Genomic DNA, 12,648 nt, shown 5'->3' with positions numbered 1-12,648 from the left:
CGCTATGCCTTGTACGTAAAGCTGCAGGTGCCGATGCCGGCGATGCGCGCCTCGACCTGGTCGCCCGGCGTCAGCGCGACCATCGGCCCGAGCGCGCCGGCGAGGAGGATATCGCCCGCCTGCAGCGGCTCGCCGCGCGTCGACAGCGTCTGGGCAAGCCAGGCGGCGGCGTTGAGCGGGTTGCCAAGCGCCGCGGCGCCGACGCCGGTCGACGCGACCGCGCCGTTCACCGACATCTCCATCGCCGCACCTTCGAGGTCGAGCCCGGCGAGCGGCAGGCCGTCGTCTGCCAGCACGAAGAAGGCCGACGAGCCATTGTCGGCGACGGTGTCGGCAAAGGTGATTTTCCAGTCGGCGATGCGGCTGTCGACGATCTCGATCGCCGCATGGACGCTCGCCACCGCGGCCGCGACCTGTTCGGGTGTGGTATCGGCATCGGGCAGGCCGATGCCGAGAATGAAGGCGATCTCGGCCTCCGCCTTCGGCTGGATCGCCCGCGCCGGGTCGAGCGTTCCGCCATCGGCGACGCGCATGTCGTCGAACAGCACCCCGAAGTCGGGCTGGTCGACGCCGAGCTGCGCCTGCACCGCCTTTGCCGTCAGTCCCGCCTTGCGGCCGACGATGCGGCGGCCCTGTGCTTCCCAGAAACGCGTGTTGATCGTCTGCACCGCATAGGCGCCCGCGGCATCGGTCGGTTCGAGCGCATCGCGCAGCGGCGCGACCGCCGCGCCCGCATAGGCATCGCGGAGGCGGCGGGCGACGGCTTCGTGGGTGGCGGTCATCGCGCCTTGCCCGGATGGACGGTGCCGCAGTTGCCGCAGGTGCGCAGCGCCTCGCTCGCGTAAAAGGCCTCGAACAAGGGCGGCAGGTCGCGGACGATGCTCTGGAGCTGAACCTCGACCCGGTGGACGATATGGCCGCAATCGTCGCAATACCATTGGAAGGCATCGATCAGCCCGTCGGGGCGCTTGCGTTCGATCACCAGCCCGACGCTGCCCGCGACCGGGCGCTGCGGCGAATGCGGGACGCGCGGCGGCAAGAGGAAGATGTCGCCCTCGCGGATCGGCATGTCCTTGGGCCCCTCGTCGGTCCACAGCCGCAGGTTCATGTCGCCCTCGATCTGGTAGAAAAACTCCTCGAGCGGGTCGACATGATAGTCGGTGCGCTGGTTCGGACCGCCGACGACGGTGACGATGAAATCGGCATCCTCCCAGATTTGCGTATTGCCGACCGGCGGCTTCAGCACATCGCGGTGCGCCTCGATCCATTCGCGGAAGTTGAAGGGCAATCCATAGCTCAGCATGGCGCTATCCTTTCGATGCGCGCGGGATGAAGGCGGTCGCCTTGATCTCGATCAGCAGATGCGGGTGCGGAAGCTGGTGGACCGCGACGGTCGTCCGCGCGGGGCCCGCTTCGTCGAAATATTCGGCGTAGACGGCGTTATAGCCGCCGAAGTCGTTCATGTTGACGAGGAAGCTCGTCACGTCGACGACGTCGGCGAGCGAGCCGCCCGCGTCGGCAAGGATCGCCCCGATATTCTCGATCACCGCGCGCGTCTGCGCCGCGATGTCGAGCGTGAGGGTGCCATATTCGTCGGCCGAGGCGCCTGCGAAACTGTTGTCGGCGCGGCGCGAGCTGGTGCCCGAGACGAAGACGAAATCGCCGGCGCGGCGATAATGCGGAAAGCGGCCGCGCGGGCGCGCCTTGCCGGGGATCACCCTGCCCTCACTCTCGCTCATGCCGCGCCTCCTTCGATGGTGAAGCCGACGCGGCCGAGATGGCCGGCGTCGAGCGATACGCTGCGCGCCTCGCCGATCGCCGCCGCCGCGGTCGCGCCGCCGAGCATCACCGTCCAGCCCGGCTGGAGCGTCAGCCCCGCCGCGCCCGCGAGCCGCGCCGCCGCGACGAGCGAGCGGACCGGATCGCCGAGGATCGCCGCGCTGGTTCCCGTCTCGGCGACGGCGTCGTCGACGCGCATCACCATCGCGACATCGGCGATATCGGTGTCGGCGGCAAGCCACGGCCCGGTGACGAAGGCAGATGAGGAGGCATTGTCAGCGACGACATCGCCGAGCGCGAAGCGGAAATTCTCGTAGCGGCTGTCGATGATCTCGAGCGCCGCGGCGACCGCATCGATGGCCGCGAGCGCCTGATCGCGCGTCACTTCGCCCGCCAGCGGCGCCTTCAGCCGTACCGCGACCTCGGGCTCGACGCGCGGGTGGATGAAGCGCGCGCGGTCGATCGCGGCGCCGTTGACGACAACCATGTCGGAGGTCAGCCGGCCCCAGATCTGGTCCTTGAGCCCCATCTGGACCATCTTCGCTTCGCTGGTGAAGCCCATCTTCACCCCGACCAGCGTCGCCCCGCGCGCGAGGCGATGGTCGATCGCGGCGCGCTGGATCGCATAGGCGTCGGCGAGCGGCAGGTCTCCGGCTTCCCCGGTGATCTGCGGGATCGCCCTTGCCTCGCTGGCGGCGATGTCGAGCCTTGCGGCGATGGCAGCAATGTCGGCCATATCGTCCTCTTACAGTTTCACGCAGATATTGGTCGGTTCGGAATAGAAGCCCAGCGAATGTTCGCCGCCTTCGCGCCCGATACCCGACAGCTTCATGCCCCCGAACGGCGTGCGCAGGTCGCGCAGGAACCATTCATTGACCCAGACGATGCCGGTTTCCATCTCTGCCGCGACGCGGTGCGCACGGCCGACGTCGCGCGTCCAGATCGCGGCGGCGAGGCCATAGTCGGTGTCGTTGGCGAGTTCGATCGCTTCATCCTCGCTGTCGAAGGGTGCAATATGGCAGACGGGGCCGAAAATCTCCTCGCGCACGCAGCGCGCATCGGGCCCGAGCCCGGTGAGGATCGTCGGTTCGACGAACGCCCCGCCCGCGAGCGCGCCGCCCAGTTCGGGAACGCCCCCGCCCGCGACGACCGTCGCGCCCTCCTCCCGCGCCAGCGCATAATAGGAGAGCACCTTCTCGCGATGGCCATGCGAGATCAGCGGCCCCATGTCGGCGCCCGACCAGGGATCGCCGACGGTCAGCGTCCTTGCCCGCTCGGCGAGCGCGGCGACGAAGCGGTCGAAAATCGGCCGCTCGACATAGATGCGCTCGGTGCAAAGGCAGACCTGCCCGCAGTTCGAGAAGACCGAGCGCACCGTCCCCGCGACCGCCTCGTCGAAATCGCAGTCGGCGAAGACGAGCGCGGCATTCTTGCCGCCGAGTTCGAACGACACGGGTTTCACCCCCGCCGCCGCGACGCGCATGATTGCGCCGCCGGTCGCCGATTCACCGGTGAAGGTGATCGCGTCGATATCGGGGTTGGCGGTCAGCCATTCGCCGGTGGATTCGGCGCCGAAACCGTGGACGAGGTTGAACACCCCCGGCGGCACCCCCGCCGCGTCCATCACCTCGCCGAGCAGGGTCGCAGTCGACGGCGTTTCCTCGCTTGGCTTGACGACGACGACATTGCCGCAGGCGAGCGCGGGCGCGACCTTCCATGTCATCAGCAGCAGCGGCAGGTTCCATGGCGAGACGATCGCGACGACGCCCAAGGGCCGCGCGATCGCATAGTTGATCGCGCTGCGCCCGTCGGGCAGGTCGGTGCGGAAGCTCGGCATCGCGCGCGCCTCGGCGAGTGCGGCGAAGGCGCGGAAATTGGCGGCGCCGCGCGGAATGTCGATCGTGCGCGCCTGATGCAGCGACTTGCCGGTGTCGGCGATCTCGGCGGCGGCGAATTCATCGAAGCGCGCCTCGATCCCCTCGGCGATGCGGACAAGCAGCTTGCAGCGCTCGGCCTGCGACATCTTGCCCCACGGTCCCTTGAGCGCGGCGCGCCCGGCGGCGACGGCACGGTCGACGAGGTCGCGGCTCGCCTGCGACACGCGTCCGGCGACGCTGCCGTCGACGGGGTTCACATTGTCGAACCAGCTCTCGCCCTCGACGAAGGCGCCGTCGACATAATTGAGAACGGGCCGGTCAGCGAAAGGATAGCCGGTCACGCCGCACCCCCGACCGGGACATAGCCCGCAGCGTTGCTGTGCGCCGCGCCCGCCTTGCCGACATGCCCCGCCATCTGGAGCAGCGACAGGATCGTGTCGTTGAACTGCACCGGCGCCTCGAGGAAGGCCGAATGGCCCGCGTCGTTGACCTCGACGAGGAAAGAGCCCGCGACTTCGGCCTGCGCGAGCCGCACCGCCTCGATCGGGAAGAGGATATCGTCGACGCCCGACAGGAAAAGGATCGGGAAGCCCTTGCCGCCAAGGTCGGCGGCCGGGCGCGGCTCGAAGCGGCCGGTCAGGCTGTGGCGGTCGGCGGCGTTGAAGCTGGCGATCTGACGGTAGAGCGCCGCGAGCTCGGGCCCAGCGCCGGCGCCGAGCACGCGCTCGACCTGCGGCAGCGTGGCGGTGTGCGCCCGCGCCGCGTCCATCATCGCCTTCACCTCGCCGCTCTCGACGATGCCGTGCAGGCTGTCGCAGATGGCGAGCGCCGCGACGCGTTCGGGCGACCGGTGCGCGAAGCCGATGCAGGTGCCCGCGCCCATCGACTGGCCGACGAGCGCGACCTTCGCGTCGCCGAGATGGTCGAGCAGCGCCGCCAGGTCGTCGACGAAGGCGTCGCGGCCGCGCCCGTCATGATCGCGCGAGAGGCCGAAGCCGCGATGGTCGAAGGTGATGACGCGGTTCGCGCGCGACAGCGCATCGAGCTGGCGGTACCAGATCGCATGATTGCCGCCGATGCCGTGCGCGAGCACGACCGCCGGACCGGCCCCGTGCGCCTGCCAGTAGATTTCGGCGCCGGCAGTTGCCAGCATCCCGCTGTCCATCACGATACCCCCATCAATTTGCTGAGCCGCACGACATAGTCGCCGAACGCCGGATCCTCGCGCGTCGTGCTCGGATCGCGCGGGCGCGGCAGGTCGATGCGGACATCCTCGATAATCGTCCCCGGCCGCTCCGACATCACGAGCACGCGGTCGGACAGCAGCACCGCCTCCGAAATGCTGTGGGTGACGAGCAGCACCGTCTTGCGATCGCGCTGCCAGATGCGCAGCAATTCCATGTTGAGCCGGTCGCGGGTCAGTGCGTCGAGCGCGCCGAACGGCTCGTCCATCAGCAGCACCTGCGGCCCGCGGGCGAGCGCCTGCCCGATCGCGACGCGGTGGCGCATGCCGCCCGAAAGCTGGTGCGGATGGCTGTCCTCGAACCCCGTCAGCCCCAATGTCTCGACGAGCTCGGCCAGCGCCGCGACGTCGGGGCGCTTCGCCGCCGGGTCGAGATCGACCCCGAGCAGCAGGTTGTCGCGGACATTGAGCCAGGGCAGCAGGTTCGACGTCTGGAACACGAAGCCCATATCGGGCGACGGTGCCTGCACCACCGCGCCGTTGAACAGGATGCCGCCGTCATCGAAGGGCTCGAGCCCGGCGATCAGGCGGAGCAGCGTGCTCTTGCCGCAACCCGAGGGGCCGAGCACCGAGACGAATTCGGCGGCGCCGATCTCGGCGCTGACATTGGCCAGCACCTTGCGGCCGTCGAACGCCTTGCCGGCGCCGGCCATGGAGATCACCGCGCTCATGCTGCCCGCCACCAGATGAAGCGTTCCCAATAGGCGACGCCGTAAAAGAGGAGGAGCGACAGGACGGTCACCGCAATCAGCGCCGCAAAGGTCAATGTCGTGTGCCCAGACCCCGAGGCGGTGAGGATGAGATTGCCGAGCCCGTCGTTCGAACCGACGAATTCGCCGACCACCGCGCCGATCACCGCGAGCGGCATCGCGACCTTGCAGCCGTCGAGAAAGCTCGGCAGCGCGGCGGGGACGCGCAGCCGCCAGAAGCCCTGCATCGGCGTCGCGCGCAGCGCCCGGAAATGCTCTTCGAGATGCGCCGGGGTGCTCGCCAGCCCGCCCAATGTCGCGATGATGATCGGGAAGAAAGCGAAGAGGAAGGCCATGATCAGCTTCGACGTCAGCCCGTAACCGAACCAGACGACGATCAGCGGCGCGAGCCCGATCTTGGGGATGCTCTGCAACGCGACGAACAGCGGATAGACGGTACGCTTCGCGGTGCGCGAGAAATAGATCAGCGTCGCGACGGGGACGCCGAGCGCGACCGCGATGACGAAGCCCCAGAAGACCTCGGTCAGCGTGACGAGGCTTTGCGACAGGATCGGCCCGCGCGATTGCCACAATTCGCCGAGGATCGCGCTCGGCGGCGGCAGCAGGTAGGACTGCACCCCCGACCAGCGGACGCCATATTCCCATGCGAGCCCAAGCGCGGCGAAGAAGGCGATGCTGATCGCGGCGTCGCGGCTGAACAACCGGCTCATGCGTCGCCATCCTTGTCGAGCAAGGCGAGGATGCGCGCCGGCGGCGGCACGAGGAAACGATCGAGGTGCCAGCGGTCGAAGGTTTCGAGGTCCTTGCCGTCCCACACCGATGCTTCATAGGGCTGTTCGGCGGTGATCTGCGTCATGTCGGTGTAAAATTCGACATTGTTGCCGTCGGGATCGCGAAAGACGAGGAAGCTGTTCGCCCCCGGGCCATGCTTGCCGATGCCGCGGTCGATCGTGATGCCGCGCGCGACGAGCATCGCGGCAACCTGCTCCATCTCGGCCAGCGTTTCGAGGCGATAGGAGAAATGCTCGACCGCCGGATAATGGCCTTCGGGGATGGCGCTGTGCCCTGGCGGAAGCTGGAGCAGCGCAAGGTCGTGGTGATCCTCGCCGGCGCGCAGGAAGACCATATGATGGTCGATCCAGTCGGACACGCTGAGCCCGACGACCTCGGTGTAAAAGGCAAGGCTGCGGTCGATGTCGCGCACCTTGAGCACGAGGTGGCCGAGCCGCGTCGGGCGCGGGCGGTAGGAGGCGGGATCGGTCATGGCTGGTTCCCCATCGGGATGAAGCTGTTGGTGAAAAGCTGCGGCGCCTGGTCGAAACCCTGAAGCTGGCCGCTCGCCTGCAGATAGGTGACGGTGCGTTCGACCTTTTCGGGTTTCAGGCGGTGCGAGCCGCCCTCGGCGGCCATCAGCGCCGCGGTTTCGCGGATCTGGCGTTCGGTCACCGCCTCGTCGAGCAGCGGATAGGATTTGCGGATGATCGCGAGCGCGCCCTTGGGATCGCGCGCCGCGTCGGCGTAACCGCGATAGGCGGCCTTGAGGAAGGCGCGCACCAGATCGGGGTCCTTCTCGATCAGCGCATCCTGCGTCGCGAAACCGCTGCCATAGATGTCGAGCCCGAAGTCGGCATAGCCGATGCGCCCGATCGTCACGCCCTTTGCCTTCGCCGCCTTGTCGAACAGCGCCATCGAATTGCCGAGCCAGCATTCGGCGGCATCGATCCGCCCCTCGACGAGCGAGGAGACGACGATCGCTGGGTCGAGCTGGATCTGCTCGACTTGCGCCGGATCGACGCCATTGGCCTTGAGCCACGCCGGGAGCAAAGCCTGGATCATCGAGCTTTGCCCGGCGCCGAAGCGCAGGCCGGCAAGGTCGGCGGGCTTCGCAATCTTGTGCCGCTCCCTGACGAAGCAGGCGCCAGCGGGAAGCTGCATGTTGATGCCGCCGACCATGCGGACGCCGCCGCCCTTCGAGCGGTTGAGCGCGACCGACAGCGGGTCGATGTAGGCGAATTCGAACATGCCCTGATCGAGCTCGTTCGCGGTGCGCATGCCGCCGAAGCCGCGCACCGGTTCGACGGCGAGCCCGGCGTCGGCGAAATAGCCCTTGTCGATCGCGACGAAGATGCCCGCCATGCTGCCCTGCGGCAGCCAGGCCATATTGAAGCGGACATTTTTGAGCGGGGTGGCGCGCGCATCGTCGGCCTGCGCGGTCTTCGGCGCGCTGCCGCCAAAGGCGCTCCACAACGTCAGGCCCGCAATCGCCGCGACGATCAGCAACGGCGCGATGAGCGAGCGGCGGGAAAAGGCGGCCATCGCTCAGCTCCGCGGCAGGTGCGGGGCGGAAACGGGGTTCACCAGTTCGCCGATCCCGTCGACCCACGCGCTCATCACGTCGCCGTCCTTGAGGAAGACGCCGCGCCCCATGCCGACCCCGGCGGGGGTGCCCGAGGCGATGAGGTCGCCCGCCTTGAGTTCGAGGATCGTCGAAAGATAGGCGATCTGTTCGTAGATGTTGAAGATCATCTCCGACGTGTTGCCGTCCTGCATCGCCTCGCCATTGACCTTGAGCCCCAGCCGGACGTCGTGCGGATCGCCGAGGCAGTCGCGCGGCACGAACACCGGCCCCAATGGCGTGAAGCTATCGAAGCTCTTGCCGCGGAACCAGTCGTGCGAGAAGGGAAAGTCGGTGCGCCGGGTGCGGTCGCGCGCCGAGACGTCGTTGACGATGGTATAGCCCGCGATCATTTCGTGCGCGGCATCGACCGCGACATTCTTGCCCGCGCGGCCAAGCACGACGCCGAGTTCGACCTCCCAGTCGGGGCGCGACACCTGCGGCGGGACGACCACGGTCGCGCCGGGGCCGACGACGCTCTCGACGGTCTTGAGGAAGATATAGGGCTCGCTCTCGGCCTTCGCCGCGAGCTTGGTCTGCATCTCTTCGGCATGTTCGATGAAGTTCGATGCAGCGGCGAAGATGCGGCGCGGCTCGAACGGCGCCGCGAGCTGCGGCGCGGCGACCGTTCCCGATCCCGCACCGAGCGCCCGGGCGAGCGCGAACAGGCCGTCGCGGCGTGCATCCCAGTCGCGGACGATCGCGGTGACGTCGCCCGCGACGGCGGCGAAACCCAGTTTCGCGGCGGCATCGTGCAGGTCGTGGAAGGCATCGCCGACCCGGATCGTCGCGCGCGGACCTTCGGGGGTGGCGCGGGTGGCAAGGGCAAACCAGGTCATGCGTCTCTCTTTCTTTGCAGTGGGACGGGCGAGCGCCGGGGCCGCGCAGCCGAGCGCCATGGCGCCCCCGATCTGCGCGAGCGCGGCGCGGCGATCCAATATGCGTTGCGCATAGGGCGGGCCGATTTTCTTATAGGAGGCGGCATCGCGGCTCACCCGAAGGCCCGGAGCAGCATGCGCACCGCGACGATGGTGAGGAACAGGCCGAACAGCAGGCTGAGCTGCCGTTTCGACAGGGCATGCGCGATGCGCGCGCCCCACGGCGCGGTGAGGTAGGACACCGGCGCGATGATCGCGAGGCCGATCAGATTGACATAGCCGAGGCTGCCGGGCGGCAGGTCTTCGACATGCCAGCCGGCGATGATGAAAGCCACCGTCGCCGGGGCGCTGATCAGCAGGCCGAACAGCGCCGCGGTGCCGACGGCGCGGTGGATGGGGACGTTGAACAGGGTCATCACGGGGACGCTGAGCGTGCCGCCGCCGATCCCCATCATGCTGGAAATGCCGCCGATCGCGAACGGAATGGCCTGCCCCGCCACGCCGCCCGGGACCGCGTCGGCGATATGTTTGCCTTCGAGCGGCAGCAGCATCTTGATCGCGACGAGCAGCGCGACGATGCCGAACACCGCCGACAGCACATCGCCCGACACGCGGCTGGCCAGCACGACGCCGGCGATCGCGCCAAGGAAGATCGCAATGGCCCAGTGTTTGAGCTGATCGTGATCGACCGCACCCTTCGCTTCATGCGCGCGCGAGGAAGAGATGGCGGTGGGAATGATCGTCGCCAGCGAGGTCGCGACGGTGACGTGCATGCGGACATCGCCGTCGATGCCGAACGAGGCGAGGACGAGGTCGAGCACCGGCACGATGACGATGCCGCCGCCGACACCGAGCATGCCGGCGATCACGCCGCCGACGGCGCCCGTCACCAGCATCATCGCCGCGAGCGTCAGCATCTCTCCGTTCAGCACATCGGGCATCGACTTCCCCCAAAAGGTCAGCCCGACTTGTGCGGCGTGTCGCATATGCCGTCAAAGATAGAAACAGCGCCTGTATATAATCAAAAATATATATCCGATCCGAAAGCCCAAGCTATATCGATTTGCAGATAGAAGGGCCGCCAAAGACTATTTTCCCATATAGGAAAGACGCCGTAGCGCGGCGGACATGACAAAAGTGGGCATTGCCGGATTCGGCACCATCGGCCGCGTCGTCGCGCGCCATATCGAAGCGAGCGAACTGCCGCTGACGCTGGCGGCGGTTTCCGCCGGCGACCGGGGCCGCGCGGCGGCCGCGATGGCCGCGCTCGAAAGGCCGGTGCCGATCGTCGATACCGCCGAACTCGTCGCGCTGTCCGACGTCATCGTCGACAGCGCGCCGACCGCGGCGTTCCGCGACATCGCCACCGCAACGCTCAGCGCGGGCAAGACGCTGGTGACGGTGAGCGGCGCGGCGCTGATGCAATGGCCCGAGGCGACCGACATCGCGCGCGCGCACGGCGGCCGTATCGTCCTCGCCACCGGCGCCTTGCTCGGGCTCGACGCGGTGCGCGCCGCTGCGGTCGGCACGATCCATTCGGTGACGATGGTGACGCGCAAGCCGGTGAAGTCGCTGGTCAAGGCCGAGCATGTCGTGCGCAACAACATCGACCTCACCGGCCTGACCGAACCGCTGAAGATCTTCGAAGGCAGCGCGCTCGAAGGCGCGATCGCCTTTCCCGCCAACGTCAACGTCGCCGCGGCGCTCGGCATGGCGGGGATCGGCCCCGCGCGGACGCAGCTCGAGATCTGGGCCGACCCCGCGCTCGAACGCAATACGCACCGCATCATTGTCGATTCGGACAGCGCGCGCTTCGAACTGTCGATCGAGAATATTCCCACCGTCGAGAACCCCGGCACCGGCCGGATCACCGCGCAAAGCATCGTCGCGGCGTTGAACGACCTCGTCAGTCCCATTCGCATCGGAACATAGAAAGGCCTCACCAATGACCACCCGCCTCCGCCATGTGGCGATCGCGTCCGCCGACCCCGACAATTCGGTCGGCTTCTTCACCGACGTCCTCGGCTGGACCGTCGCCGGCAAGATCGATAGCCGCAACGCGCGCGGCTATTATGTCACCGACGGCCACATCAATATCGCGCTGCTCTGCTTCAAGAACCGCCCCGCCGCGGGGATGGAGTTCCCCGAGGGTTATACCGGGCTGCACCACATCGGCTTTCAGTGCGACGACATCAACGCGGTCGTCGAGCGCTTCGAAAATTCGGGCTATGCACCGCGCCACGACGTCAACCTGGCGCAGGGGCTGGGCAAGAATCCCGCCAAGGACAACGCCGAATACAAGATGGCGGGGCCGGAGAATGTGATGGTCGATGTGTCCGAACGCGGCTGGGCCGGGACCGAAAGCTTCAAGGGTGTGCCGCCGGCGGCGTGACGCTTGTTGTCCTCGATATGAAAAGCCGCCGGAGCGAACGCTCCGGCGGCTTTTTTAGGTTTTCGGGAAGCAGCGGGTCTCAGCCGGAAGCGGACGTCCCTTACTTCGTCATTCCCGCGAAAGCGGGAACCCAGTGTGGGGCAGATCGACGCACGCTCTGGGTTCCCGCTTTCGCGGGAATGACGAGGGTTGGGTATGGAACGCCCGCTTCCCACTCCAAAAGCCGACACTCGCGATAGCTACAGATTCAGGAAGGTCCGCGAATTGCCGCTGAGGATCTTCGCCTTCTGCGCCGCCGACAGCCCGTCATGGTCGCGCACCAGCGCCCCGATATCCTGCTCGCCGAGCGGAAAGGGGTGGTCGGAGCCGAGCAGGATGCGGTCCTCGCCCATCACCTCGACCAGCAGGGTCAGCGCGCGCGGGTCGAACACCGCCGAATCGACGAAGAAGCGGTCGACATAGGTCGACGGCGGATTGGGGCAGTCGACGCGGACGATGTCGCGGTATTTCCAGGCATTTTCGACGCGGCCGAGCAGGAAGGCAAAGCTGCCGCCGCCATGGCCGAAGCAGATGCGGAGGTTCTTCGGCAGACGGTCGAACGCACCCGACAGGATCAGCGAGAGGATCGAGAGTTGCGTCTCGGCGGGCATCGCGACGAGCCAGGGGAGCATATATTTGGGCATGCGTTCGCGCGCCATCATGTCCCATGGATGGACGAGCACCGCGGCGCCGACCTCGGCGCAATGGGTGAGGAAGGTCAATATGCCTTCGTCGTCGAGATTGCGCAGCCCCATGTGATTGCCGATCTGGACGCCGAGGTGGCCGCTGGCCATCGCCCGGCTGACCTCGCGGCACGACAGGTCGATATCCTGCAGCGGCACTTGCGCAAGCGCCTTCATCCGCTCGGGCGCATGGGCGCAGAATTCGAGCGCGGCATCGTTGAAGCGCTCGGCGCATTCGAGCGCCTGCTGCGCCGGGCGGCTGTAGCCGAACATGATCGGCGTCGCGCAGACGATCTGGAGGTCGATGCCCTGCTCGTCGAGCGCCTCGACGCGCCGCGCCGGGTCCCAGAGGATGTCGTCGACCGGGCGGAACTCCTTCGCGCCCTGCATGATGAAGCCCGTGCCGTCGCCGCCGTCGCGCAGCCAAGGCAGCCCCTCGGCCTCGGCCCGCGCGCGATAGGCGGCGTCCATCGCCGGGAAGAAGTGGCTGTGCATATCGATCACAGCCGCCTGTTTCGCACCATTTCCAGTCATGATCGTCGCCGCACCCCTGTCCCGTCGGTCATCCCGCGGGTCGCAGATGCGCGCGGGCCATGAGGGTGAGTAACGAGGCGCAGCTATCAACAATAATCCAGAGACTTGCCCCAGCTAT

The 12,648-nt window shown here is 67.5% G+C and carries 15 protein-coding genes; 2 read left to right on the top strand and 13 right to left on the bottom strand.

Features of this window, described 5'->3' with window-relative positions:
• Positions 1–2 precede the first annotated feature (2 nt).
• From LH19_RS00755 to LH19_RS00700, 12 genes are all read right to left on the bottom strand, one after another.
• Complete coding sequence (locus LH19_RS00755) at positions 3–782, bottom strand: 2-keto-4-pentenoate hydratase (RefSeq protein WP_054724043.1); 780 nt, start codon at positions 780–782, stop codon at positions 3–5.
• Positions 779–1,303 carry a 3-hydroxyanthranilate 3,4-dioxygenase gene (locus LH19_RS00750; RefSeq protein WP_054724042.1) on the bottom strand — a complete coding sequence of 175 codons (525 nt, stop codon included), beginning with the start codon at positions 1,301–1,303 and terminating at the stop codon, positions 779–781. The genes LH19_RS00755 and LH19_RS00750 overlap by 4 nt, the downstream gene beginning before the upstream one ends.
• A gap of 4 nt (positions 1,304–1,307) precedes the next feature.
• Positions 1,308–1,739, bottom strand: a complete 432-nt coding sequence (locus LH19_RS00745; protein ID WP_054724040.1) for a RidA family protein — start codon at positions 1,737–1,739, stop codon at positions 1,308–1,310.
• Positions 1,736–2,515, bottom strand: coding sequence for a 2-keto-4-pentenoate hydratase (locus LH19_RS00740; protein WP_054724038.1), 780 nt, complete (start codon positions 2,513–2,515; stop codon positions 1,736–1,738). Before LH19_RS00740 ends, LH19_RS00745 begins: the two co-directional genes overlap by 4 nt.
• 9 nt (positions 2,516–2,524) lie before the next feature.
• A complete protein-coding gene (locus tag LH19_RS00735) occupies positions 2,525–3,997 on the bottom strand; it encodes a 2-hydroxymuconic semialdehyde dehydrogenase (protein WP_054724036.1) in 1,473 nt (490 codons plus the stop codon).
• Positions 3,994–4,821, bottom strand: coding sequence for an alpha/beta fold hydrolase (locus LH19_RS00730; protein ID WP_054724033.1), 828 nt, complete (start codon positions 4,819–4,821; stop codon positions 3,994–3,996). Before LH19_RS00730 ends, LH19_RS00735 begins: the two co-directional genes overlap by 4 nt.
• The gene (locus tag LH19_RS00725; protein ID WP_054732790.1) at positions 4,821–5,570 is read right to left on the bottom strand and encodes an ABC transporter ATP-binding protein; all 750 of its coding nucleotides are present in this window, start codon (positions 5,568–5,570) and stop codon (positions 4,821–4,823) included. The genes LH19_RS00730 and LH19_RS00725 overlap by 1 nt, the downstream gene beginning before the upstream one ends.
• On the bottom strand, positions 5,567–6,319 hold the full coding sequence (locus LH19_RS00720) for an ABC transporter permease (protein ID WP_054724031.1): 753 nt from the start codon (positions 6,317–6,319) through the stop codon (positions 5,567–5,569). Before LH19_RS00720 ends, LH19_RS00725 begins: the two co-directional genes overlap by 4 nt.
• Complete coding sequence (locus LH19_RS00715; protein ID WP_054724029.1) at positions 6,316–6,873, bottom strand: VOC family protein; 558 nt, start codon at positions 6,871–6,873, stop codon at positions 6,316–6,318. The genes LH19_RS00720 and LH19_RS00715 overlap by 4 nt, the downstream gene beginning before the upstream one ends.
• Positions 6,870–7,925, bottom strand: a complete 1,056-nt coding sequence (locus tag LH19_RS00710; protein ID WP_054724028.1) for an ABC transporter substrate-binding protein — start codon at positions 7,923–7,925, stop codon at positions 6,870–6,872. The genes LH19_RS00715 and LH19_RS00710 overlap by 4 nt, the downstream gene beginning before the upstream one ends.
• 3 nt (positions 7,926–7,928) lie before the next feature.
• Positions 7,929–8,843 carry a fumarylacetoacetate hydrolase family protein gene (locus tag LH19_RS00705; protein WP_054732787.1) on the bottom strand — a complete coding sequence of 305 codons (915 nt, stop codon included), beginning with the start codon at positions 8,841–8,843 and terminating at the stop codon, positions 7,929–7,931.
• A gap of 152 nt (positions 8,844–8,995) precedes the next feature.
• Positions 8,996–9,823 carry a sulfite exporter TauE/SafE family protein gene (locus LH19_RS00700; RefSeq protein WP_054732785.1) on the bottom strand — a complete coding sequence of 276 codons (828 nt, stop codon included), beginning with the start codon at positions 9,821–9,823 and terminating at the stop codon, positions 8,996–8,998.
• Between the two features lie 187 nt (positions 9,824–10,010).
• Between LH19_RS00700 and LH19_RS00695 the strand changes: the two genes are divergently transcribed.
• Together LH19_RS00695 and LH19_RS00690 are read left to right on the top strand one after the other, a co-directional pair.
• A complete protein-coding gene (locus LH19_RS00695; RefSeq protein ID WP_054724026.1) occupies positions 10,011–10,814 on the top strand; it encodes an aspartate dehydrogenase in 804 nt (267 codons plus the stop codon).
• Between the two features lie 13 nt (positions 10,815–10,827).
• Entirely contained in the window at positions 10,828–11,274 is a 447-nt protein-coding gene (locus LH19_RS00690; protein ID WP_054586458.1) for a VOC family protein, read from the top strand.
• A 239-nt stretch (positions 11,275–11,513) separates the two neighbouring features.
• Here LH19_RS00690 and LH19_RS00685 read toward each other — a convergent pair whose 3' ends face one another.
• Positions 11,514–12,530, bottom strand: a complete 1,017-nt coding sequence (locus LH19_RS00685; protein ID WP_201258402.1) for an amidohydrolase family protein — start codon at positions 12,528–12,530, stop codon at positions 11,514–11,516.
• Positions 12,531–12,648: the final 118 nt, after the last annotated feature.

Origin of the sequence: Sphingopyxis macrogoltabida (assembly GCF_001314325.1) — a bacterium.
Lineage (GTDB): Bacteria > Pseudomonadota > Alphaproteobacteria > Sphingomonadales > Sphingomonadaceae > Sphingopyxis > Sphingopyxis macrogoltabida.
This window is presented reverse-complemented; position numbering and strand designations above follow the sequence as displayed.

Excerpts from the sequence above, each read along its gene's own strand:
- LH19_RS00745 (WP_054724040.1), bottom strand. The coding sequence starts at position 1,739 with ATGAGCGAGAGTGAGGGCAGGGTGATCCCCGGCAAGGCGCGCCCGCGC.
- LH19_RS00695 (WP_054724026.1), top strand. The coding sequence starts at position 10,011 with ATGACAAAAGTGGGCATTGCCGGATTCGGCACCATCGGCCGCGTCGTC.
- LH19_RS00730 (WP_054724033.1), bottom strand. The coding sequence starts at position 4,821 with ATGGACAGCGGGATGCTGGCAACTGCCGGCGCCGAAATCTACTGGCAG.
- LH19_RS00700 (WP_054732785.1), bottom strand. The coding sequence starts at position 9,823 with ATGCCCGATGTGCTGAACGGAGAGATGCTGACGCTCGCGGCGATGATG.
- LH19_RS00685 (WP_201258402.1), bottom strand. The coding sequence starts at position 12,530 with ATGACTGGAAATGGTGCGAAACAGGCGGCTGTGATCGATATGCACAGC.
- LH19_RS00750 (WP_054724042.1), bottom strand. The coding sequence starts at position 1,303 with ATGCTGAGCTATGGATTGCCCTTCAACTTCCGCGAATGGATCGAGGCG.
- LH19_RS00755 (WP_054724043.1), bottom strand. The coding sequence starts at position 782 with ATGACCGCCACCCACGAAGCCGTCGCCCGCCGCCTCCGCGATGCCTAT.
- LH19_RS00715 (WP_054724029.1), bottom strand. The coding sequence starts at position 6,873 with ATGACCGATCCCGCCTCCTACCGCCCGCGCCCGACGCGGCTCGGCCAC.
- LH19_RS00720 (WP_054724031.1), bottom strand. The coding sequence starts at position 6,319 with ATGAGCCGGTTGTTCAGCCGCGACGCCGCGATCAGCATCGCCTTCTTC.
- LH19_RS00705 (WP_054732787.1), bottom strand. The coding sequence starts at position 8,843 with ATGACCTGGTTTGCCCTTGCCACCCGCGCCACCCCCGAAGGTCCGCGC.
- LH19_RS00690 (WP_054586458.1), top strand. The coding sequence starts at position 10,828 with ATGACCACCCGCCTCCGCCATGTGGCGATCGCGTCCGCCGACCCCGAC.
- LH19_RS00740 (WP_054724038.1), bottom strand. The coding sequence starts at position 2,515 with ATGGCCGACATTGCTGCCATCGCCGCAAGGCTCGACATCGCCGCCAGC.
- LH19_RS00725 (WP_054732790.1), bottom strand. The coding sequence starts at position 5,570 with ATGAGCGCGGTGATCTCCATGGCCGGCGCCGGCAAGGCGTTCGACGGC.
- LH19_RS00710 (WP_054724028.1), bottom strand. The coding sequence starts at position 7,925 with ATGGCCGCCTTTTCCCGCCGCTCGCTCATCGCGCCGTTGCTGATCGTC.